Here is a 21,419-nt window from a genome sequence, read left to right as displayed (position 1 = left end):
AATTGGAAGAGGAGTTGCATCCTAGAAGGAATTGAAAGTCAGAGACTATTTTTGCAAGAGTATTAAGTATATTGGCCCGTTGCATCCTAGAAGGAATTGAAAGTTTGTTTCGTTTTCCTCTTTCTCCCTCAATTATCTTGAGGTCTTTTCTTTTGTTGCATCCTAGAAGGAATTGAAAGACTATAACTTTTTGCGTGGTTGTGGGTTGACTTAAACTAAGTTGCATCCTAGAAGGAATTGAAAGAGGTAGAACTCTATATCTGCATACTTTTTAGCGTATTTCGGTTGCATCCTAGAAGGAATTGAAAGCTTGGTGACGTAATCAGTGTTACTGGTGTGCTATATGTTGCATCCTAGAAGGAATTGAAAGTTTTTTCATCTCCTTAATTTTTTGACTGAACATGCCCCGTTGCATCCTAGAAGGAATTGAAAGATATTTATCGTGTTCATATTCCACTCTTTGTGCCATACCCTGTTGCATCCTAGAAGGAATTGAAAGCACACTATTTCTTTTTCTCTATTAGTGCAATATTTTGCAGTTGCATCCTAAAAGGAATTGAAAGCCCATATATATAGCGGGAACCCATTCCCGCATTAAGAAAGTTGCATCCTAAAAGGAATTGAAAGAAAGACTTTAGAGCCAATAAACATAAAATATATATATTGTGTATTTTTTAATGATGACATTGATTATCATTACCTATTCCTTTGTTCCTTCTCATGAAGTAATTGTCCAGCCTTTTTCATCAAAATTTTCACGGACTGCCCTTCTCTCATTCTCTCAAACCTATTCAAAGCATATTGAAAATCCTGAAGAGGGAAAACCTTTTCGTGTGACCGCAATAAAGAAGGAAGGCAAACCACTTTATTCTAGGAAGGGGAGATTTGTAACTCTTCGCGCCAATGAAAAGTACACATTTAACGTAACCTCACTTGATAACGACTTCATGCAAGAGGCAATCTCTAACCCTTCCTTTTCATTTGAGATTTATAATGAAAAATTTTCAGTTGAGCTAGAGAAGATGGAAATATACGATGAGGAGAGGATTACTGCACTTATTCCCGACGATAGGCTAATTAGAATAGATTTTCTCACTCCTACCCTTCTCCAGCCTCCCCGTCCTTCCTTTAAAAGGAAAAAGAACAGATACGTCATTTTCCCTTATGTACCCCTCTTAATGTCATCCATTGTATCTCATTGGAATAAGAATATGGAAAGAAAAATAACAAACGTTTTAGGTCTTAGAACGCTCTATTACCTAAAGGAAGTTGATTACAGGCTTTTCCCCATTACCGTAAAATACGATAAGGGTTTTGTTAGAGGATTCACGGGTTGGTGTCTCTTTTCGCTTGAGGCTAAGAGGAACTCCAAGTTAAGAAACAACATCCTGACCCTCTTATCATACGCTAACTTCGTCGGTGTAGGTAAATCAAGGGCCATAGGCTTTGGCGAAATCAGGGTTAGATCAGCAGATCAGGGACGAAAGGAGAAATCTAATAGCGAAGCGCAGCAAACGTAATTTAACCCTTTCATTTGGGGTTGCCCTAAATTTAAATATGAGAATAATAAGTATAAAATAGTAGATAGGTGATAAAATGGTTGTAATTAATTTATGGAATCCACAAAACGTAGACTTTCTTAGTGCGCTTGTGATCTCATATTTACTTGGAATTCTTCACGGAGTAACTCCTGACGAACACACGTGGCCAATAACTTTCTCTTATTCTGTTGGAACGTTTAGTGGAAAAGGAGGTGCGAAGACGGGGCTAATATTTTCCTCAGGTTTTACTTTACAGCGCTCAATTCTCTCTGAGCTAGCTTACTTGGCACTGGCTGGGATATTTATGACAACTGCAGCCTTTGGAATAACCTACATAATAGTTGGTTTAGCTATGTTTTTGGCTGCAATCTACATGATAAGGACTGGGACTTATTTTCACGTTCACGCGCTAGAGAGAAAGCTTGGAGTAATGACCGGTGTGCATAAGAAGGGCAGTGCATTACAAGAGGAGGAGCTTTCCCATAAGATAAATCCATCTGGCATTAACGAAAAGGATCTAACTAAACCTGTCCCAGTAAAGTTAGCGTTAATTCACGGATTTGTAGCTGGTTTTGGATTTGGAGCATTTGCATTAATAATTTACACAGTCCTAGCTCCAACTATGCCAAACGTGTACTTAGGCTGGGTACCTGGATTTCTGTTTGGTATCGGCACTCTGACTGCTCAGGTATTGTTCGGAACGTTTTTTGGGAAATTTATGGAGACTAGAAAGCACTTGACCATGAAGGGGATAGCTTTAGTAGGGAAGACCATAACTATTACAATCCTGGAGTATGGAGGGTTGGCCTTCATATTGGGAGGATTAGGAGTTCTAGCTTTTCCTCAAGTTTTAGCATATAACATTATAACTCCAATTAAAGTCCATAACCTTCACTCTTTAGGTATAGGTTTCTTCCTAGTGATCATAACTGTCATAATCTTTGGGATTTACGGATATTATAAGGGCACAAAACTAGCCGTAAAAATGGGTTACGTTAACGAACGTAAATGAGGTGAACCTCTTGCCCGCATTGACACTCCTCGACTGCCTTAAGTTTTAGTAAAGGTGAGATCTTGCCTGGAAATCCTTCACCCTGCGCTAGGCTTACGCCAGAACCAAAGATTCTTGGCGAAATTGTAACCCTTATCTCGTCAAAGCAGTCCTCCCTGATAAGACTCCATATTGTTTTACCTCCTCCCTCAACCATTAGTCTTCTAACCCCTAGGGCATAAAGGTCCTCAGTTAAGGATTTCATAGTTAAGGGGTTTATCACTCTTACCTTAACTCCCTTTTCTTCGACCTCTTTTTTAATAAGGGGATTTGGATTTTCACTGTAAACGATTGTTGGGGGAGGCGTTTGAAAGATCTTGAAAGAAGGGTTAAGGTTTAGGTCTTTACTGATCACTACTCTAACTGGGTCTTTCCTAACTGGAGATCTCCTAGAAGTTAATGAGGGATTATCTAACCTAACAGTGTTTCCCCCAACAAGGATTGCATCTACCTCGCTTCTAAGTATGTGTTGCCTTTCCTTATCGTATGGACAACTAAGTTCACTAAAGTGATCTACGGAGGCGAGTTTTCCGTCAATTGTTATTGTAGAGAAAATAATAATGTAAGGTCTCATCAGGGTATATTTAAATTAGGCTTTTTAAAAAAATATTAACTATTTACACGAGAAGGAGATGACGTTTATCAACAATTTTTTTCAATGAATACTTGTTAGGAAAAAGTAAGATGTTAAGTTAACCTACGAAGGTAAAGTTTTGCCTTCTGAAGGGGTTCTTATTTAGATTATTAATTGAAGTTTAATGAGTTTTTATTATAAAATTCTCTATACGCTTGGAAAGAACAAGAATCTTTCAGTTTTTCTAGTGATCACGCTAAGAATACCCTCCAGACGAGAGGTGAATTGACGTTTCCTCATAAATTCTTATATGGTATACTGCGGTTCTACAATATGACGAGGGGTCATGACAAAAAGCTGTTCTCTAATTTAAGCTGTTCTCTAATTTAAAAAGTGTTAATTACGTCTTGCAGAATTAACTCGTATTTGTTTACGCTCAGTTCGTTACCTGACACCTCAACTATCACTACGCTCTCACCCGAGTGCGCTACCCCTAGACTAACAGTAACGTTATTTATTACTGGACTAGTTACGGCGCCAGAGTATCCGCTATAGCTCAGGTTTTGATAAGCGACATGATAAGCGTGAGCCGTCTCGTTTATAACGTAAAAGTAGTATTGAAAGAAACCAGAGGCAAACGAGGAGTTTGTAAAGTTAAATGCCACTACAGTAGCGTTTTCAGATCTATCGGTCAAAGACGTTATGACGTATTCTTTGATTTGCGTACCTGCAGGAAACGTAGACGATGAATTTTCGACTTCCTTTGTACCGTTCAATATTGACAAACTTACCGTTCCGTTGTTGTTAACTGTGATAATGCCACTGTAGTTGTCGTTGATTGCCCAATCTCCTCCATACAAAACACTGAACGTCTGAGGTAAGGAATCACTAGAAGAGCTGTGAGTGGAGGGAGTTAAATTACTTGTACTCCTATGTAAAAGTAAGAATCCTCCTATACCTAAAGCTATCAACGCTACTGCAAGAGCTATGATGAGGAATTTTTTGTTCCTATCCGGTTGTGGATTTGACATGGTATTGCGTTGTTTTCCTATGTAATAAATGAAGATCAATGTGAGAGTGGAAACGTTTTGTTCCACATTACAGCGCTTTCTCCAACTGTGAACTTGATTGGGGGTTTGGGCTTTATGGACAGTAATTGTCATGTTCGTGAACCCTTAGGCTTCACCACGTTCTGAGCCCATCATAACGATCAATTATTTGAAAACCTCGCCTTAAAAATGAATACTTAACCTTCTTCTGTTAGCAAGGCCCAGTTGTGGAGACGAGCTAAAGGATTTTTTTAAAAAAAAAGACCTATTTTATTCAAAGGTAAAATCACTGGAAGGTTACGACAAAGGTAAATTATGCCTTAAAAACCAATTGAAAGTTGTTATAAACTGTTCATCCCTTTTTCTTGATCGTGAAAATTAACAGTGAAGCTATCGCTATTATCAAAGCTATAATTACATACTCAAGAATGAATAAATTCTTTAGTTTGTCCTTCTCATCCGAAATTGAATGTTGTAATTTTGAAATACTATTCTCGAAGTTTACCTCTATTGACGATGTAGAGCTAATTTTATCTTGCTGTATTGCTTTCACGTAAATTGTGTACGTTCCATCAGGATATTGGGTAGTGTTGATCTCTACTTCTAGTCCTCCTCCCTCATTGAACGTCTTTATCAGTTTCCCGTCTATGTATACTTTCACGGCGCGTATATCGCTTCCATTTACATATACTTTTATGTGAACTATTCCAGTTAAGTTTGATAAGGCTTTAGGAGAAATTATACTGATTATAGGAACATGTGGTTTGATCCCTGTAACGTTAGAGTTTATTGTAGTTATTGTAGAACCGTTAAGGGTAACGTTTTGCACACGGCTATTTATTAACGTTATAGAACCATTAATAACTCTTAACCCACTTAAAGTTGAAGATATAACAGTTAAGTTCTCGTCAATCACCGTAACGTTTGAGGCGTTAACATAGTCTAGCGTTATTCCCCTTTCTATTGTTACGTTATCAAGAACGGAATTAGATATTTCTCCACTCATGTTAATAATGTCATTTGTTAGGTAAAGGTTGAAAGGTTGTATGCTCTGTATCACTTCTCCTTTAACCTGAAGGTAAGGTAATACATAAAATACATCCTGATAGTTATAGGTGTTTTCCGTTGGATATCCGTTATACGCATTACCGAAGATTACGATGCCAAAAGGTCCCGAGGCATATGGGTTATTGTAGTAGGACAAGTTACCAGAGGAGAGATCTGAAGGTAAAGTGAGGTTGCCTTCCCATAATCCTAGAGTTGAATTAAAATAAAGTGGAACATCAAATTCGTTATTTAGCTGAATCGTCGTCTCTTCCTCCTTATAGATCTCCGGGTATACCATTGCAGTAAATATACCGTATTTAACCTCCTTACCTGATTCAGCAGTTATGTTTGCGTATATCTTGATAGTAGACCCTTCATAGGCTAGCTTATTTATCAAGTAATGAACTTCAGAAATGGATGGAGATACGTAAATTTCCCCATAGAAGAGTCCAACCTGAGACCAGTTATCACCGTTAGGGACAGTAGAGTTTATAATAACGTAATAGTAACCGGGAGGAGTTAAATTAGGTACATCAAGAAAGTTTTGCCATGTGAGAAATTGCAGCCCTCCCTCTATTACAGGAATTGGGGGAATTGCAGTTTCGCTTATAATCTGCCCTCTTTGATTTACTAACTCTGCAGTTATGTTAGCCCCGAAATTAGTGGGGACTCCATCTACATATATGCTTTGTCCAGGAGCGACTACACCTGGCATTGAGGCTATGTGTGAAAGGACTATCCATAGTCCTTGCTGGAGATCTCCATTAATCCCAAATGTGTAACCAAAGAACTGTGAGGAAGCCCTCAACATATACACTCCAACAGGTAATTTTACCTTACTGGAGTAGCCGACTATACCTAAACCATAGTAAGTGTTGGGAATAATGGAGAAGTTTGCTTCCCCAACCTTGGTGTACGTGTTGTTTACAATGTTATAGGAGAATATAGAAGCGTTAAAGGTATAAGTAACGTTAACTGGTTTTCCGTAGATGGTATATACCATTGCGTTTACTGTTGGATCGCCTAGAATAATTATTTTAAATGGTGGTATAAATTTTACTAAATAGCCTAGAAATGCTTCACTCATACCTATAACTTTTCCATCCAAAACCATTACAAAGGCTATTCCAGAAGCATTAGGTATCTTAACTTTTCCGGTCCACAGCGTTCCGTTGTACTTCAAGTGTACTGAGGTAATATTGCCCTCCCACGTCTCAACTATTGCCGTGAAGTTCCCCTGCGTTACTTCCTTCCCATTCCAACTAATGTTTGAGATTATGTTCATCGTCTGACCTGGGTAAAACACTTCAGATTCCGTGCTAGAGTTCTCTAAAGTTACAAGGGCTGTTGGAAGCAATTTATTGTTAGTTATATTGAGGTAATGTGCAAGGTAACCTAAGTTTAGCGTCCCCCACCCAGTTACGTAATTGTATCCGTACTTTGCTTTCCATGGTATATTATAGCCGAAGTCTATTGGGGTTATTGCCTTTCCATATATGGATAAATTCTCAGCGATAGAGTAAATTATAGGGTTTAGAAGACCTAGCCTATGCCCGATATACTGATCTAAGAGAACAATAGAACCGGCAACTAGCGGAGATGCCTCGCTAGTCCCTCCTATGATTTGACTTTCATTACCTGGAAGGATAACATATATGGCTGGGTATATATTTGAGTTTGCCGATATATCTGGCGTAGTCCTTCCATTGGGAAAAGTAGGAGGAGTATGCATTCCTATTTGATACCAAGGTTTCGGCTCAATTACACTAATTCCTCCAGTGGAACCACCGTCATTGACTCTGAGAGGGATAAATCCATAACTAGACCATGCAGTCTGATAGGAACCGTTAGGAAAATCCACATACGTAGTAGTTCCTCCAACCGCAGTGACAAAAGGAGAAGAAGCTGGATAAACCACTCCTCCTAGGGGACCATAACTATAACCCGAACCTCCTCCATCTCCACTGCTAGCTAAAAAGGAAATTCCCTCAGAAGACCCTAGCGCGTAATACATATCAGTCATCATTATAAGGCTATAAATTGAGGATGGATCCTCTAGAATTGAAGACTCGGGAAAACCAAAGCTTTGAGACAGGACGTCAACTCTGTCCTGTTGATCTATGAACGCTACGATAGCTGGAAGGCTCAAGCTAGGATTTGCTACGTAAAGATCGATGTTCGCCCTAGGAGCCATTACGTGAGAGATTTCTACGTCCAGACTAATCTCATCTGCCCAACCAGATATTATCCCACAATTCGGCTCATATGAACCTACGGGGATGATAGTGAGGTTTGAATTAGGAAGATTGTAGACCCTGTCGAAGTAGTTAAGTTGTTCAGATATTAGGGGATCTCCCTCAAAATCTAGAATACCTATGGTGTAGTTGTTTCCATCAATCCCTTTTAAGTAAAGTGATGTTGCGTTGTAAACCCTCTGCATTACTGTAGGCGGATATCCTTCTATAGGTTCAGTAATGTTTCTAGAGGATTGCATTTCCTCTGTAAGAGAATGAGTGATGAGGAAATTAGGTTTAGATAGAAAAATTGAGGTGTAGTTAGATGAAAAGACGTAGGCTGAAACGCTTGAAGTACCATAGGAAGTATAATACGTTAATGTGCCATTTCCGTAAACTGAAAAGTGCAGTCCAAGGTACTTCTCTGCTTGCCCTGCAGTTCCCTGAACGACTATAATTGAATCTAGTGCTTTCAGGTCGATTTTAAACCCGTGATCGATAAGGAAACTCTCAATCTCATCAAATCTTTTAACGGGATAAAACATTCTTTTCACTTCACTCTTAGTCAGAAAATGATGATATAGTGGAGAATACGGGTCTGAAGTAGATAGCGCATAATAGAAGATCTCACTTACGTCCTTAGGTGTTACGAAAACGGTTATCGTAACATCAGTTGATGAGCTAAGTGGACCTAGGTAATGAAAACCTTTCAGAAGTACTGGTGGGCTGTTGGCGGATGAAGTTATTTCGGTTGAACTATAGCTTACTGGAATACATAAAATAATCAAGATTGCTAGCGATAGAATTTTTAAATTTAAATTATACATGATTGTTAGATAAAAAGTGTATATAAAAGTTTTATCGCTAGTCTTTTTCTCCCGTTAACCTTTCATTGATGTAGAGTTTTGACTAGTTTATAATCGTTAATATACAATGCTTTATCGTTATCAAGGTGTTTTCAAGCTAATTATGACGTTAATTAAATTAATCTTTTTTTTATACAGGAAAAATTAAGATAGAAATGCGAACACAATGATGAGTTTACCCAGTTTTAGGTGTGAATAAGATAGTTTTTAATCCAAGTAAAGTAATGTTTGCATGGACTACTCTTTAGCTTACCAAAAAGCAATAGAAGATCCCTCCTCTTATTGGGATTACTTCGCAAACAAGCTAAAGTGGAGAGAAAAGTGGAGCAATACTCTCTTAGGAAGAAAATGGTTCGTAAACGGGAGGGCTAATATAGCTGAAAACTCGTTATCCCATGAAGGTAAAGCCTTAATCTGGTTTGGTGAAGGCGGAGCAAAGAGAGAGATAACTTACGCTGAATTAAGGGGAATTGTAGATTCCATTGCCTCAACCCTAAAAAGTAAGGGGGTAAAGGAAGGGGATCGAGTAGCAATATACATGCCAAATATCCCTGAAGCTATAGCGTCTATTCTTGCCTGTGCGAAGATCGGTTCGGTTTACACGCTACTATTTGCGGGTTTGGGAGAAGAGGCTATCTCGTCTAGACTTGCCGATCTGAATCCTAAGATAATTATCTCAACCGAAAAGTCTAGCAGGAGAGGAAAGGAGATTAAGCTGTTCGATTTAGGAGGTATTAATTTACCTAGGGGACTGGAACCCAGTGACCTTAATTTACCATATTATTACCCAGAGAGTAACGAACCACTTAAGATCATGTATACTTCTGGAACTACGGGAAGGCCAAAGGGCATTGTCTTGCCTCATGGTTCGTGGATGGTTGGGGACTATAACGTATTTGACATAATGTTCTCTCTAAGGGAGGGTGACGTCGTATTCACCACAGCCGATGTTGGATGGATAACGTTCTCCAGGATAATGTATGGCACTCTGATCCACGGCGGAACACTAGCTTTCATGGAAGGAGCCCCAGACTTTCCTAGGGATAGAATACCTAGAATAGTGGACGATGTAAACCCAAAGGTGTTCTTTACGTCCCCAACGCTTATTCGTCTCTTAGCGAAATTAGACGTAAAACCAAGAAGGATAGAATACGTAGCAACAGCAGGAGAAATAATGAACGAGGAAGCTTGGAAGTTCGCCGAGAGTTTTGCGGATAATGTTACGGACGTTTATGGTCAAACTGAAGCTGGATACATAGTTGGCACTCCATTTGCCTTAGGAGTTGAACCAAAGAAAGGTTTTGCGGGCGTACCATTCCCTGGAGTTGTTCTAGAGACTGTTGACGAACAAGGTAAACCTTCCTCTCCAGGTATTCTATTAGTTAAGACACCGTTCCCAACTCAATTCCTAGGAGTTAATAACAATCCGAGAAAATACGAAGAGTACTTCTCCCTAGGTGGACACAATACCGGGGATATAGCGATTATCGAACACAACTACGTCAAAATCGTGGGTAGATCTGACGACATGATAAAGGTTGCAGGCCATCGTCTCACTAGTGGCGAGATAGAGGCACTAATCTCCTCAATACCTGGAGTAGTGGAAGTAGCTGCAATTGGTATTCCTGATGAAGTCAAAGGAGAGAAAATTGTAATATTTTATGTCGGGGATCCAGCGGTAGACATTAAAGGAGAGGTAAGAAAGAAGTTAGGTCAGATTTACGTCATAGATAAAGTGTATAACGTTGAAAGGCTTCCAAAGTCTAGAAGCGGGAAGATTGTCAGGAGGGCTCTTAAGGATTTAATGTCAGGAAGGGAAATAGATAAGACAATCCTAGAAGATCCAGAGGTTTTATCTGAAATAAAGGCTAAGATAACCTCTTCTTAAGCAACTTTAACACTTCCTTAGCAACTTCTATGTGAATAGAGATGTCCTCTCTAGAGTGTGCAACTGAAACAGTCCATTCTCCGTCATAATCGGAGGATGGAATTATCCCTCTTTCAAGCATCATTTCTGCGTAAAGTCTAAACTTGGACGCCGATACCTTCAGAAAGTCTCTATAGTTTCTTGGTCTACTTCCAAAGAATAAAGAGGAACTAATACCCCATGAGGAGATATTAGCGTTTATTCCATAATCAAGGATTAGCTCTTCATAAGCCTTGGTCAAATCCCTGTTAAGTTCTATAGATTTATTTATGTTTTCCTCAGTTACTACATTAGTAAGGACAGCCTTTGCCATTACCGCCGGAAATTTATCGACTTTGAAGTTAATTACCTTAAGGATATCGTGATCTCCGCCAACGGCATATAAGGACATCCCATTGGCTAAAGATGGACCGAAGATAACCATGTCCGGTTTTATTCCTAGTGATCTTAAGGCTCCTCCATAGGTTTTAGTAGAAGTTTTTGTCTCATCGAATATTACAGTTATACCTTTTTCCTTAGATGTTTCAACAACTTCTCTAAGGAAATCATGGTCTGGTGGTACTATACCCATATTCATTGGAACCGGTTCAAGAATTACCACAGCAACTCCCTCAGATAATCGCTTAAAGGAATCTATATCGTTCCAAGTAGCGTAAACTACGTTTCTAAAGAAGTGTCTATGGAAGTGACCTTCAAATGACAGAATCTTTTTCCTTCCAAGTGTAAGCGCTTCTACCAAGCGTTTTATGGGATCGCTGTGGGATATTTTAACTTCCTTCAAGCCATATATGTTCCTTATTAATTCTTCAACTTCCCTCCTTCTCACGGAACTAGCGAGACCAAGAGAGTCTACAATCTCGCTATTACCAAAACCGGCAATTATGTCTCCTTGCACCATGTTAAAATCTATGTATTCCTTTCCTTCAACGTCTACTACTCTACTTCCTTTTCCAGACCTTATTAGAACAGGGTACGTGATCTGGGCAGAATTCCCCAGTCTTTCTTCATAGAAAGAGCTGGGCTGTTGTCGAGACGAACTCATTCACTCACAATATATTTATCGAGTGGGGGAATAATATACTTATCTTATTTATCTTAACGGAGGACATGAAACTTTTTCCTATTTTAAATCAGAAATAAGTTTTTTATGTGTATATAAATGCTATTATTTTCAAAATGATGGATGGCAATTTTTAGCTACTTGGAAAAAATGGTTGTTGATAATCTTTTTCCTATTTCTCAGATTGAGCTAATTGTCTTGATCCACTTGTTTAGGTAGAGGGGTCAACTCCACAGGATCTAAGGTGACCCCTCCCTGCACGGAATAACTGAGTATCTGAAACAGTTTCTCTCATCAAACCCTATAGAGATCAAAAAAAATTTTTAAAACTGAACAACTTAATTAATTCTGTATGGAGCCAAAAGGGTTTACAAGGGATACAGGTAAAGCTGTTGTCTCACAGTTTATAGGTTTTATGTTAGACTCATATGACCTTACTATGATTCTTTCAATAGCTCCAGTAATAGCCAATGTTTTATTACCTCCTCAAACACCTCTTTTAGCAGCGTTTTCTGTAATTTTAGCCTACTCCTTAACAATAATATTTAGACCAGTTGGATCTGCAATATTTGGTAATTTAGGAGATAAGATAGGGAGAAAAAACGATCTAATAATTACGATTCTAGGCTTAGGTATATCGGGTGCTTTAACTTCAGCTTTACCTACGTATGCACAAGTTGGGATACTATCTTTTATTTTATTTGTAATAATAAGAATTTCAGTTGGTATATTTGCTGGTGGAGAGTATGCTGCCGGACATCCTTTTGCGATGGAATGGACTCCACTAAAGTGGAGAGGATTAATAAGCGGAATTATCCAAGGAGGATTTTCTTTTGGTGCAGCAATAGCTGCAGCAGTGGAAGGAGCATTTATAGCAATATACGGCGTTAGCGGGTTAGAGGATTTTGCCTGGAGGTATCTATTTCTCACTGTGCTAGTTATAGCCGTCCTCGCCCTTATAATTAGACTGACTATGAAGGAAACCCCTATTTTCGATGACGTTAGGGAAAAGAGAATAATTAGAAAAAGTCCTTTCTTAGACCTCTTTCGTAAGCCGTATAGAAGAGACTTCCTTCAGGTAATGGTTTACATGACTGGGATGTTCTTCTTTGCATATTCGCTTTTCGCGTTTGTCCCAACAATCCTGGAGCATAGCCCGTCAGTATTCAGCCTTGGAACAGCTGACTCAATTTACGTATATGGCACTTATGCTGCTTTTGCCGGTGCGGTTATCTTTGGAGCTATATCCCAATACGTAGGTAGGAGGAAGTTAACTCTAATTTGGGCTTTAGCAACTGCGATAATCGCTATTCCGATTTACTATCTTTTAATTCGTGGAGCTACAATCAACAGTATACCATTAGCTCTTATAGCATCAATAGTTATAGGTATAATAACGCAAGGACCTTGGGGAATAATTCCAGTCTATCTTTCTGAGAGGTTTAAAGCGTCAATGAGAGCCTCAGGAGTAGGATTTGGTTACTCTTCAGGTATATTCTTGGGAGGATGGTTCAGCATTTACGTACCTCTCATGCATAACTATCTATTCAAATCAATAGATACTCCAACTAACATTTGGTTCTCTACCGCTGTACTTCTAATCATAGGTGCTATTCTTGTAGGAATAGGACAATTCCTAGGACCGGAAACTGTAGGAACTAAATTGACGGAATCGACCCCAGTGGAAGAAGTCAACAAGGGGTGAAATTTTTTCCTCTATTTTACCTTCTTCTATTTAACATTTTATAGGAAATCTTAATAAGTTTCTTATTACTTTTTAGTTATGGAGCTTAAGGAGTTAACGAGTAAGCTCATACAATTCAAGACAATTAATCCTCCCGGAGAGGAACTTTTTGATTGTGCAGGTTTTATAAGAGACTATCTAACCGATAATGGGTTCCAGGCAAGGATTCAGGAATTCGTAAAAGGTTGGCCTACAGTTATCTCAGGAAAAGATGGGGGGATAATGTTGAACGGACATTTTGATGTCGTTCCTGCTGGAGAAACTACTTCATGGAAAGTTGACCCCTTTAGAGGATTAGAAATAGATGGCAAAATATATGGCAGAGGGTCAACTGATATGAAGGGAGGATTAGCTGTCTTAATGAAGACATTTGTTGAGATTTCTGAATCGCTAGATTATCCAGTTTTATTTACTGCAGTTCCAGATGAGGAAATTGGAGGGAAAAGTAGCTTAGAGATCTCAAAGATTTTTTCTCCTAAGTTCGTAATTATAGGTGAACCAACTGGCCATGACAAGATCATGGTAGGAGAAAAGGGAATCTTACAGTTTAGGATATCAACTAAAGGAAAAACTGCACACGCAAGCACCCCCACATTCGGCGAGAACGCTATAAATAAGCTAATAGACGACTTGATATCCTTAAGAAGTCTGGAAAGGGATGTTGAACCCGAGAACGCACTAAAGGAAGCTATGGAAGGAGTTAAGGAAGTTAATGAGAACCTATATAAGGATGTAAAAAGAGTAACTGTTAATGTAGGAACAATAAAGGGAGGATTAAAGGTAAATGTAGTACCCGATACGGCTGAGGCTGAGATTGACATCAGAGTTCCTCCAGGCTTACTAACAAAATCTATTCTAGAAGAGGCTAAGAAAAAAATTAAGGGAAATTTAGATCTAATTGATTTAGCTGAACCCTCGTTCTCTCAGGGAGAATACGTTAAGAAATTTATGAAAGAGAAGGTTCCTCTCATATCAACTTACGCAACTGATGGAAGACATTTCAGAGAAAGGGGAATAGAAACTATTGCTTACGGACCTGGAGAACTTAACTTGCTTCATTCCACAAACGAATACGTTTATGTAAGCGATTTGGAATTGGCGTACAAAAACTTAAAGAGTTTTTTTGAGGTGTTAAAATGAACGCGACGAGGCTCTTCTTAAAACTCTTGAAGGAAAGGGGAATTGATAGGATATTTATGGTTTCTGGAACAGATTACGCAGCGTTCATAGAACAAAAGGTCGAGGATCCCTCTCTCCCCGAGTTTGAGGTCATACCTCACGAGATAACTGCTGCGTCCGCAGCTCTGGGCTATTCTCTAGGAGGTAAGATAGGTACTGTTGCAGTTCACACAGTTCCTGGGACAGCTAATGCCCTAGGCATAATAATTAACGCTTATACTTCAAGGATTCCACTAATCGTGATCGCTGGGAGGTCTCCTTACACAGAATCCGGAAGTGTGGCCAGTAGAAACTTAAGGATTCACTGGACTCAAGAGGCAAAAGATCAAGGTGGAATATTAAGGCAGTGGGTGAAGTGGGATTTTGAGGTCAGGGACCCAAATCAAATACCAGAGGTTGTTTCTAGAGCAATACAAATAGCCACAAGTGAACCGAAAGGCCCAGTTTACGTTGAGATTCCCAGAGAAGTAAGCATAGCTGAAGCAAAGGAAAGAAAAGTAAATGCAGCGAGCTTTGAACCTGGACCTACAAGAGAAAGTGTAGAAAAAGCTAAGAGGTTGATAGAGGAGGCTGAGAACCCTGTGATAATTACGTGGAGAGCTGGAAGAAGAAAGGAGTGGTTTAACTCTTTAAAACGGTTCGCTGATTCGTCAGGTATTCCAGTAATAAACTACGTGGGGGAAACGGTAAACTACCCAACTGATGGACCAATGGCAATTTCAAGGAGTGTTAGTGATTCGGATCTCTTGATTGCAGTTGAAGTAGAAGTGCCTTGGATCCCAAAGAGGGAAAAGGTTGAAGGAAAAGTAATTAAGGTAGACGTTGAACCTTCGTACTCCTATATACCATTTTACGGATTTCCGTGCGATCTTTGCATTCAGTCTACTCCTTCTGCTTTCTTCGACCAACTTGACATTAAAAACGAAGAAAGAAAAGCAAAAATTCTAGAAGAAAAGAGTCTTCAAGATAAGAAAAGGGAGGAAGAAATCCAGTCTCTGAAACTAGAGAGGAAGATCCATCCCAAGGTTCTCTCATATTATATAGGTAAAATAAGGGAGAAGATCAACGCTACTATAATCGATGAATATCCTCTTAATCCTAAATATTGTAAATTGAGTTTTGACGAATATTATGGAGATCTCTCAGAAGGCCACTTAGGATGGGCTTTAGGTTCAACAATAGGATATAAGATGGCCACGGGAAAGGACGTCATAACCACTGTTGGGGATGGCTCGTTCATATTTGGAGTTCCAGAAGCGTTCTACTACGCTCAAATTCCTTCTCTTGTGGTAATATACGATAACGGTGGATGGTTAGCTACAGCAGAGGCAGTGGAAGAGGTTTACCCTGAAGGATTAGCCAAGGCGAAAAAGGTATTTCCTGGCGCAGACTTTAAGAGATACGACATAGGCGGAACTGTAAAAGCTTTCAACGGTTACTTTAGACTAGTGGAAAGTATAGACGAGATTGAACTTGCCTTAACTGAGGGAATTCAAGAGGTTAAGAAGGGAAAAATAGCTGTAGTTCAAGTTATAGTAGAAAAAACTAGGTAGTTAAGACAAATTTCTAACAACTTCTTCTATTTCCTTATAGTTTGGTTCCTTTCCAGGATCGTCTGATACCCACTTATACCTTATTTTGCCTTCCTTGTCTAGAACGAAAACAGATCTCTTAGCTGTAACGTAACCTGGTAGAAAAGGAAATTCCATCGGTATGCCAAATTGCTTAACTGCTTCCCTATTATAGTCGCTGAGTATTGTGAAATTTAACTTGTTCTGATCTTTAAAAGCCTTGTTGCTAAACGGAGGATCTACGCTAATGCCAACAACCGTAGCGTTAATCTCGTTAAATTTAGACATGGAATCCCTAAAAGTGCACATCTCCTTTGTGCAGACTGATGTAAAAGCTCCAGGATAAAATGCGATTACTACTACCTTTCCTCTAAAATCCGAGATTTTAACTTTCTTTAAATCTGTATCCACGAGTTCTACATCAGGTGCTTTTTGATTTATTTCAACCATAGTTTACATCTTGGGGAAAAGAATTTAAATAATGTTTCAAAAAATTTTAAACCTACTTTTATCTCTTTAAGATCGAATTGAGGTCTAATTAAAAGCTCATGAATTGAGTAAATTCCGCGATTAAGATTACGTAAATTTCTTCGTATTCTATGAAATTAACTATTTATAAAATTAATTGTAATAGATTCACTAAATGATGATTAATATTGAATAAGATACTTCGATCTCCTTTGTAAAGGATATCCTAATATTATAGAATCTAAAGATTACTTTCAACAAAATAAGATAATAAATATTAAATGTGATATGAACTTCAATTGTTAGATAAGATCGCTTTATCAATTTTAAGAGTGTACCTAACTTCATCTCCGTTCTCTCTCCTTGTTACATCTAGTTTAAAGTATTCAATTAAATTAACTATATCCCTCTCCTGCGAACTTCCTTTTTCAACTACGATTTCTAGAACATCTCCTTCTTTCAATTTTTTAATCTTAGAATATGCTAAAAGTTGGGGAACAGCACAGCATAACCCTACCAAGTTTAACTCTACTCTCATGAGTTTAATTTCTAATTAACCTTTATATTTTTAGGGTTAACTGTTCTTTAACAAAATTTTTAATAAAAGAAAAAAAGCTTATAAATTTGGCTTCTAAGGTTACTCTATGAAGGCTAATATTTACAATGATAGTTATGAACCTCTACTGGATCTCAGAAAAAGCTGGAAATTCTATCTACTTAAAGATTTAAAAGCGTTAGACTACGGCTACGTCGCTAGGTTTAGGTGGTTAGGGAAGGATTATTGGGTATTTGCCTGGACTACAAAGGACTCAGTAAAAATATTGGAAGAAAATGGGAAATTCTCAATAACAGTTACGTTTAGCAATATTAAGGGAAAGATAACAGCAGAACTTGATTACGAGGGGATAGCTAGCTTTGCCTCTAGAATAATTTTAGGTAAAATTACAAAAAACCTAGAAGAGTACTCAAAGTATTTGCATGCGCAAACAAATTCCAGTTCAGGGAGCGTCCTCCTAATGAACGCTCTAAGTCCTAGAATTTCTAAGACATTGGATCTAAGAGGTACAACTTGCCCTATACCCGAGATAGAGACAAAAAAGGCTATACTTAAGTCGTCTCCTTACGACGTTATAGAGGTTCTAACAGATCACCCTGCAGCAATATTTTACACTCTTCCTGAGGTTGCTAAAGTTTTTAACTGTAGATATGAGGTTCGCAATAAGGGAGATTACGCGTCTTTTATTATTTACCTTAGTAGGATGGAATGGAAGGAGAACAACTTCTCCTTGGAAGATATAAAAAACCTCATAAGAAACGAAGGATCTTTAGCTAGACTTTACGTTTACTTCGATAAGATAGAGAAACAAAAAACAATGCAGAACTTTTCCCCAGAAATTTTGAATTATCCAGGATTAACACTTATTGTTGCTGCTTCGCAAGGTAGAGGGTGGCTCCTCACTGCAATAGAAAACGACGGAAAGCTGCTAGCAGCTAGACTTGAAAGAGGAAATACCAAACTGTTTGACGATGATGCAGTTAACGATCTCTCTGAGGAAGAAGGAACATTTAATGTATATTATCTAAAAACATCAAAACTTATTATAGACAAATACTCAATTTAGTTATGATTGATTCTTGTGGTTGTAATATAAAAAGAGTTTACGCATCGGATTTCCTAATGAGGAGACTGTTTAGACAAAGTAAACCTCCTAAAGATTATAAAAAGCTAGGAGATGCAGAAGTACAAGGGAGGCATTTTTCTATATACTATAAACCTCCCTTGGAATTGGCGTATACATCAAACGAGTGTCCACTGGTTATAATAACGTTAGAGGCTTTATGCGAGGCATTCAAGGATAGAAGGCTTAAGACAAATAACGCTGTTGATCTCCTTAAGGAGATAAGGGGATTCCAAGTAAATGAGTTATCTCAGCAAACTGCTCAGGAGTTGGTGAAGATCCTTGAAAAGAGTAGCTTACTTAGTTGAATCCTCCCTAGGAAACTACATACTTGGACAGATGATAGTACCTCAAATAGAGGAAGGAAGACATGGAGTTGAAGTTGTTGGAATGTTCTTTATAGATAATAACGTATACTTACTAATCAAGGGAAATCCGCTAGCGGAAAGGCTTGGAAAATTATCTAAAGAGAAGCAAATATATTTGCAGGCGTGCGATCAGTGTACTTATATGAGGGACTTGGCAGGAAAACTTATAGACGAGGCAAAAATAGGTTGTTTCCCTGACTTCTATAAAGCGGTAATAGATAAAGTGGACTTGATTATTACAATATAATGTTTCTTTACAATCAACTACAATAAGGGTTTAAAAGTCCAATAAGCTTTTATAAGTTATTTTCGTTGTTTTCTTTATGAATTATAAGTTAATTTTGCTCGCTGGTTTCATTGTAATAATTGCTGTAGGCTTCGGCGGAGCTTACCTAATGCTACATACCCCATCAACAACGAGTGTAAAAAGTCCTATAACTTCCTCAATCTCGACCTCTCCTACATCTAAGGTTTTCACTAATTTCGACCTCTTAGTATTAACTCAAAAGGGGATTTCTATGGTGATTAATCCGTTCTCGACAACCGATAGCTTTCTGGGTTTCCAACATGTAGTAAATATTTCACCTAACGTTCCAGACCAAGTGTTCTATTGGGAAGAAATGCCATACAACATGAGTTTATCCCAAGGAAAGGTAGTTTTTATGCCGTTAAATAATGGAACAGTATTTGTGGTAAACGCTACTACACAAAAAACCGTAAAGACGTTTAGCGTCGGAGATAAGATAGGCTTTATAGGCGTAGCGTATTCTCCGAACGGCGAATACGTAGCAATAGCAGACGGACCAAACGGAATAGTTGAGGTAATAAATACAAGAACGTTACAGGTTGTTTGGACTGATACTTTTGTATCACCTACAGGTAGGACGTATTATCCATGTGATATAAGATGGAGCCCATCAGGGAATTACTTACTAGTACCTATGAGATTTAATAATAGTATTGATGAAATTAATCCAAGCAATGGATCGGTTGTCAAAGTACTTTCGGCATCCCCTGGATCTCAGCCTTATATGCTAAGTCCTAACGTACAGGGCACAATGCTAGCAGTTGAGTTTGCTGGAAACGATTCCATAGGTTTTTACTCATTGCCTAGCTTAACGTTCCAGGGAATGGTAAAAATGCCTAGCGGGTTAATCCCCCAGAGAGGAACTTTCACACCTAACGGTGACTACTACTTAGAGGCTGCAGCTAACGAGAATGAAGTGGTAGTAATATCAACGTCGTCCTTCACCGTAAGTAATACGATAACTTTACCTTCCACTTCCTCTCCAGGACTAGCAGAGATAGGTCTAACTCCAGGTGGGAGTTACGCATATGTAGTAATACATGGAAACGTTAAAACTGGAGGTATGATAGTCTTGATTTCGTTAAGCACTTTTAGCGTAGCATATGAGGTTCCCCTTACTACAGCTCCAGCTATAGTATTACCTCTGCAACAAAGCACGGCTACATATCTAGTTGATAACGTGATGTTACCCCCAGTTACTGGACTCCACTGCTAGGTGATCGAATGAAGGCATTAAACCCTTTTTTCTATTATTTCATTTTCTTTGAAGCAACAGTTATAGCTCCAATAATTGTGAATGGAGCAAGAATTTATAGTATTTGGTATTCTCCATTAGCAGATACTGGTAGGTCCACGTTTCTTTTACCCTTTCTAATATTTGTCGTGATCGTTATAGCAGTATCAATAGTCATTGGTATGATAATCTTCAGAATCAAAAAGGGAAGATTTATCCTAGTTACTGGACCAATGAGACCAAGATCAGTCATAAAGGCAGTAACTAAGGATAGCTTAGGTAGATGGTTAGTAATCGGTTACTTTTTATCTTACCTAATTTCTTACCTCGTAGTTTCTGGAATTCTACTAATACCTAACTTAAACGTTAGTCAATACTTTCTAGACTTAACCGCCATTACCTACTTGGGAGAGGGAATTAACGTAATCCCATTGGGATCTGCATATTTGGTTATTAACTTACCTTTAATACTGCTTGGTTTCGCAGTGGACTTTTTCCTTACAATATCCATGATACTTTCCTATTATTTAGTTTCTCTCGTTTACGTATCAGCTAATATCTACAGTTTCCCTGTGCCAAAGAGCATGAGGATTTACTCCTTAAGTACAGCTGGAGGATTTTTGACTGCCTCTGTTCCTTCACTAGGAACTATTGCTGGAATATGTTGTTTAACCCCAACGGCTATTAATTCCTTGCTATACTTAGCTTCAGGAACTTTACCTTTAACAAAGGGATTAGCCTGGAAATATGGAACTTTTATAGCAGGAGCATGGACAGGTGGAATCTTACAGGTATTAAACTTGGTCTCTCCAATGATCTTAGGAGGATTAATGCTAGGGATTTCAATATATTATATTTACTTGATCTCGAAAAGGTTAAATAGGGTGCTACAAGGTGAGTAGAGTAAGTTCTGTGTCCTTTTGGGAAGTGGCTATGAGGTTAATCGTAGCGTCAATATGGATTAATGCAGGGGTATTTGATAAATTGCTCAATCCTGGCTTCCTAAACCCTAATTCTAACTCGTACATAGGTTTTACTATACTTTACTTCTCTCAAGGTTCGATCATAAAGGGCTTCCTTTACGCTGTTGCTTTTCCTCATCCTATTCTTACTGGTCAACTAGTAATGATAGGAGAGATAACTTTCGGTACTCTTCTTTTCTTAGGTTTGACTACTAGAATGGCTGCTACTGCAGCCTTTTATACCAACTTAATTTACTTTCTTTCAGCAGCATGGACTGGAGCAGAGGAATATGGTATAAACTTGTTAATGATGGCAGTTGATGTATACTTAATTCTATATGGTTCAAACGAATTTTCAGTTGACTCTCTGTTAAGCCATAAGATCAAGATAATAAAAGATCCAAAGCCTTGGATAATTGTTGCATCCTTAGTATATATCTCTGTTGTGATTTACCTCTACTTAATGGGAATCTAGATCGCTAAGATAAACATTACCCCTTTATACTATGAAATTTTAAGTTTTTATCCAACTTATAAAATAATGAGCTTATAAATCCG

At 38.4% G+C, this 21,419-nt stretch carries 18 protein-coding genes and 1 CRISPR repeat array; of the genes, 12 read left to right on the top strand and 6 right to left on the bottom strand.

All coding sequences use genetic code 11. The features are described from left to right. Positions 1-13: 13 nt before the first annotated feature. Positions 14-627: a CRISPR direct-repeat array (repeat unit 25 nt; unit sequence GTTGCATCCTAGAAGGAATTGAAAG). Between the two features lie 50 nt (positions 628-677). Then, positions 678-1,520, top strand: a complete 843-nt coding sequence (gene cas6, locus CM19_RS06555) for a CRISPR-associated endoribonuclease Cas6 (RefSeq protein WP_235185634.1) — start codon at positions 678-680, stop codon at positions 1,518-1,520. Between the two features lie 76 nt (positions 1,521-1,596). Then, positions 1,597-2,553, top strand: a complete 957-nt coding sequence (locus CM19_RS06550) for a hypothetical protein (RefSeq protein WP_048099607.1) — start codon at positions 1,597-1,599, stop codon at positions 2,551-2,553. Here the strand turns inward: CM19_RS06550 and CM19_RS06545 are convergent. From CM19_RS06545 to CM19_RS06535, 3 genes are all read right to left on the bottom strand, one after another. Next, on the bottom strand, positions 2,537-3,166 hold the full coding sequence (locus CM19_RS06545) for a 2,5-diamino-6-(ribosylamino)-4(3H)-pyrimidinone 5'-phosphate reductase (RefSeq protein WP_048099606.1): 630 nt from the start codon (positions 3,164-3,166) through the stop codon (positions 2,537-2,539). The two genes, CM19_RS06550 and CM19_RS06545, sit on opposite strands and share 17 nt — an antisense overlap. A gap of 386 nt (positions 3,167-3,552) precedes the next feature. Further along, positions 3,553-4,197 (bottom strand): hypothetical protein, encoded by a 645-nt coding sequence (locus tag CM19_RS06540; protein ID WP_048099605.1) that lies wholly within the window; start codon positions 4,195-4,197, stop codon positions 3,553-3,555. A gap of 370 nt (positions 4,198-4,567) precedes the next feature. Then, the gene (locus CM19_RS06535; RefSeq protein WP_048099604.1) at positions 4,568-8,323 is read right to left on the bottom strand and encodes a protease pro-enzyme activation domain-containing protein; all 3,756 of its coding nucleotides are present in this window, start codon (positions 8,321-8,323) and stop codon (positions 4,568-4,570) included. 271 nt (positions 8,324-8,594) lie between these two features. Here CM19_RS06535 and CM19_RS06530 point away from each other — a divergent pair, with 271 nt between their 5' ends. Continuing rightward, positions 8,595-10,250: an AMP-binding protein gene (locus CM19_RS06530; protein WP_048099603.1), complete on the top strand. Its 1,656-nt coding sequence runs from the start codon at positions 8,595-8,597 to the stop codon at positions 10,248-10,250. Here the strand turns inward: CM19_RS06530 and CM19_RS06525 are convergent. Continuing rightward, the gene (locus CM19_RS06525; protein WP_048099602.1) at positions 10,231-11,331 is read right to left on the bottom strand and encodes an aminotransferase class III-fold pyridoxal phosphate-dependent enzyme; all 1,101 of its coding nucleotides are present in this window, start codon (positions 11,329-11,331) and stop codon (positions 10,231-10,233) included. The genes CM19_RS06530 and CM19_RS06525 overlap by 20 nt on opposite strands. Positions 11,332-11,701: 370 nt before the next feature. On the opposite strand from CM19_RS06525, the gene CM19_RS06520 reads away from it, so the two are divergent. The 3 genes from CM19_RS06520 to CM19_RS06510 all read left to right on the top strand — a co-directional run bounded on the left by CM19_RS06520 (position 11,702) and on the right by CM19_RS06510 (position 15,825). Continuing rightward, positions 11,702-13,054: an MFS transporter gene (locus CM19_RS06520; protein ID WP_048099601.1), complete on the top strand. Its 1,353-nt coding sequence runs from the start codon at positions 11,702-11,704 to the stop codon at positions 13,052-13,054. 78 nt (positions 13,055-13,132) lie between these two features. Next, entirely contained in the window at positions 13,133-14,233 is a 1,101-nt protein-coding gene (locus CM19_RS06515) for an ArgE/DapE family deacylase (protein WP_048099600.1), read from the top strand. After that, complete coding sequence (locus tag CM19_RS06510) at positions 14,230-15,825, top strand: thiamine pyrophosphate-requiring protein (RefSeq protein WP_048099599.1); 1,596 nt, start codon at positions 14,230-14,232, stop codon at positions 15,823-15,825. Before CM19_RS06515 ends, CM19_RS06510 begins: the two co-directional genes overlap by 4 nt. On the opposite strand, the gene CM19_RS06505 is transcribed toward CM19_RS06510, so the two are convergent. Together CM19_RS06505 and CM19_RS06500 are read right to left on the bottom strand one after the other, a co-directional pair. Beyond that, positions 15,826-16,293, bottom strand: coding sequence for a peroxiredoxin (locus CM19_RS06505; protein WP_048099598.1), 468 nt, complete (start codon positions 16,291-16,293; stop codon positions 15,826-15,828). It abuts the gene before it with no gap. Between the two features lie 313 nt (positions 16,294-16,606). Further along, positions 16,607-16,849 carry a sulfurtransferase TusA family protein gene (locus tag CM19_RS06500; protein WP_048099597.1) on the bottom strand — a complete coding sequence of 81 codons (243 nt, stop codon included), beginning with the start codon at positions 16,847-16,849 and terminating at the stop codon, positions 16,607-16,609. A gap of 106 nt (positions 16,850-16,955) precedes the next feature. On the opposite strand from CM19_RS06500, the gene CM19_RS06495 reads away from it, so the two are divergent. The 6 genes from CM19_RS06495 (at position 16,956) to CM19_RS06470 (ending at position 21,336) form a co-directional block, all read left to right on the top strand. Further along, positions 16,956-17,933 carry a sulfurtransferase TusA family protein gene (locus CM19_RS06495; RefSeq protein ID WP_048099596.1) on the top strand — a complete coding sequence of 326 codons (978 nt, stop codon included), beginning with the start codon at positions 16,956-16,958 and terminating at the stop codon, positions 17,931-17,933. Positions 17,934-17,935: 2 nt separating this feature from the next. Next, entirely contained in the window at positions 17,936-18,298 is a 363-nt protein-coding gene (locus CM19_RS06490; protein ID WP_048099595.1) for a hypothetical protein, read from the top strand. After that, complete coding sequence (locus tag CM19_RS06485) at positions 18,273-18,605, top strand: DsrE-related protein (protein WP_048099594.1); 333 nt, start codon at positions 18,273-18,275, stop codon at positions 18,603-18,605. The genes CM19_RS06490 and CM19_RS06485 overlap by 26 nt, the downstream gene beginning before the upstream one ends. Positions 18,606-18,681: 76 nt before the next feature. Next, entirely contained in the window at positions 18,682-19,881 is a 1,200-nt protein-coding gene (locus CM19_RS06480) for a YncE family protein (RefSeq protein ID WP_048099593.1), read from the top strand. 8 nt (positions 19,882-19,889) lie between these two features. Further along, positions 19,890-20,801 (top strand): hypothetical protein, encoded by a 912-nt coding sequence (locus CM19_RS06475; protein ID WP_048099592.1) that lies wholly within the window; start codon positions 19,890-19,892, stop codon positions 20,799-20,801. A gap of 31 nt (positions 20,802-20,832) precedes the next feature. Beyond that, positions 20,833-21,336 (top strand): TQO small subunit DoxD, encoded by a 504-nt coding sequence (locus tag CM19_RS06470; protein WP_048099660.1) that lies wholly within the window; start codon positions 20,833-20,835, stop codon positions 21,334-21,336. The last annotated feature ends 83 nt before the right edge of the window (positions 21,337-21,419 follow it).

The sequence above is a fragment of the Candidatus Acidianus copahuensis genome (genome assembly GCF_000632495.1).
Classification (GTDB): Archaea; Thermoproteota; Thermoprotei_A; order Sulfolobales; family Sulfolobaceae; genus Acidianus; species Acidianus copahuensis.
The sequence above is the reverse complement of the archived record's forward strand: the minus strand, read 5'-3'. Positions and strand labels throughout refer to the sequence as shown.

Bases quoted from the DNA above. Each gene is read 5' to 3' on its own strand.
- CM19_RS06520 (WP_048099601.1), top strand. From the start codon at position 11,702: ATGGAGCCAAAAGGGTTTACAAGGGATACAGGTAAAGCTGTTGTCTCA.
- CM19_RS06510 (WP_048099599.1), top strand. From the start codon at position 14,230: ATGAACGCGACGAGGCTCTTCTTAAAACTCTTGAAGGAAAGGGGAATT.
- CM19_RS06505 (WP_048099598.1), bottom strand. From the start codon at position 16,293: ATGGTTGAAATAAATCAAAAAGCACCTGATGTAGAACTCGTGGATACA.
- CM19_RS06525 (WP_048099602.1), bottom strand. From the start codon at position 11,331: ATGAGTTCGTCTCGACAACAGCCCAGCTCTTTCTATGAAGAAAGACTG.
- cas6 (WP_235185634.1), top strand. From the start codon at position 678: ATGATGACATTGATTATCATTACCTATTCCTTTGTTCCTTCTCATGAA.
- CM19_RS06515 (WP_048099600.1), top strand. From the start codon at position 13,133: ATGGAGCTTAAGGAGTTAACGAGTAAGCTCATACAATTCAAGACAATT.
- CM19_RS06550 (WP_048099607.1), top strand. From the start codon at position 1,597: ATGGTTGTAATTAATTTATGGAATCCACAAAACGTAGACTTTCTTAGT.
- CM19_RS06540 (WP_048099605.1), bottom strand. From the start codon at position 4,197: ATGTCAAATCCACAACCGGATAGGAACAAAAAATTCCTCATCATAGCT.
- CM19_RS06535 (WP_048099604.1), bottom strand. From the start codon at position 8,323: ATGTATAATTTAAATTTAAAAATTCTATCGCTAGCAATCTTGATTATT.
- CM19_RS06545 (WP_048099606.1), bottom strand. From the start codon at position 3,166: ATGAGACCTTACATTATTATTTTCTCTACAATAACAATTGACGGAAAA.
- CM19_RS06495 (WP_048099596.1), top strand. From the start codon at position 16,956: ATGAAGGCTAATATTTACAATGATAGTTATGAACCTCTACTGGATCTC.
- CM19_RS06530 (WP_048099603.1), top strand. From the start codon at position 8,595: ATGGACTACTCTTTAGCTTACCAAAAAGCAATAGAAGATCCCTCCTCT.
- CM19_RS06475 (WP_048099592.1), top strand. From the start codon at position 19,890: ATGAAGGCATTAAACCCTTTTTTCTATTATTTCATTTTCTTTGAAGCA.
- CM19_RS06470 (WP_048099660.1), top strand. From the start codon at position 20,833: ATGAGGTTAATCGTAGCGTCAATATGGATTAATGCAGGGGTATTTGAT.
- CM19_RS06490 (WP_048099595.1), top strand. From the start codon at position 17,936: ATGATTGATTCTTGTGGTTGTAATATAAAAAGAGTTTACGCATCGGAT.
- CM19_RS06500 (WP_048099597.1), bottom strand. From the start codon at position 16,849: ATGAGAGTAGAGTTAAACTTGGTAGGGTTATGCTGTGCTGTTCCCCAA.
- CM19_RS06480 (WP_048099593.1), top strand. From the start codon at position 18,682: ATGAATTATAAGTTAATTTTGCTCGCTGGTTTCATTGTAATAATTGCT.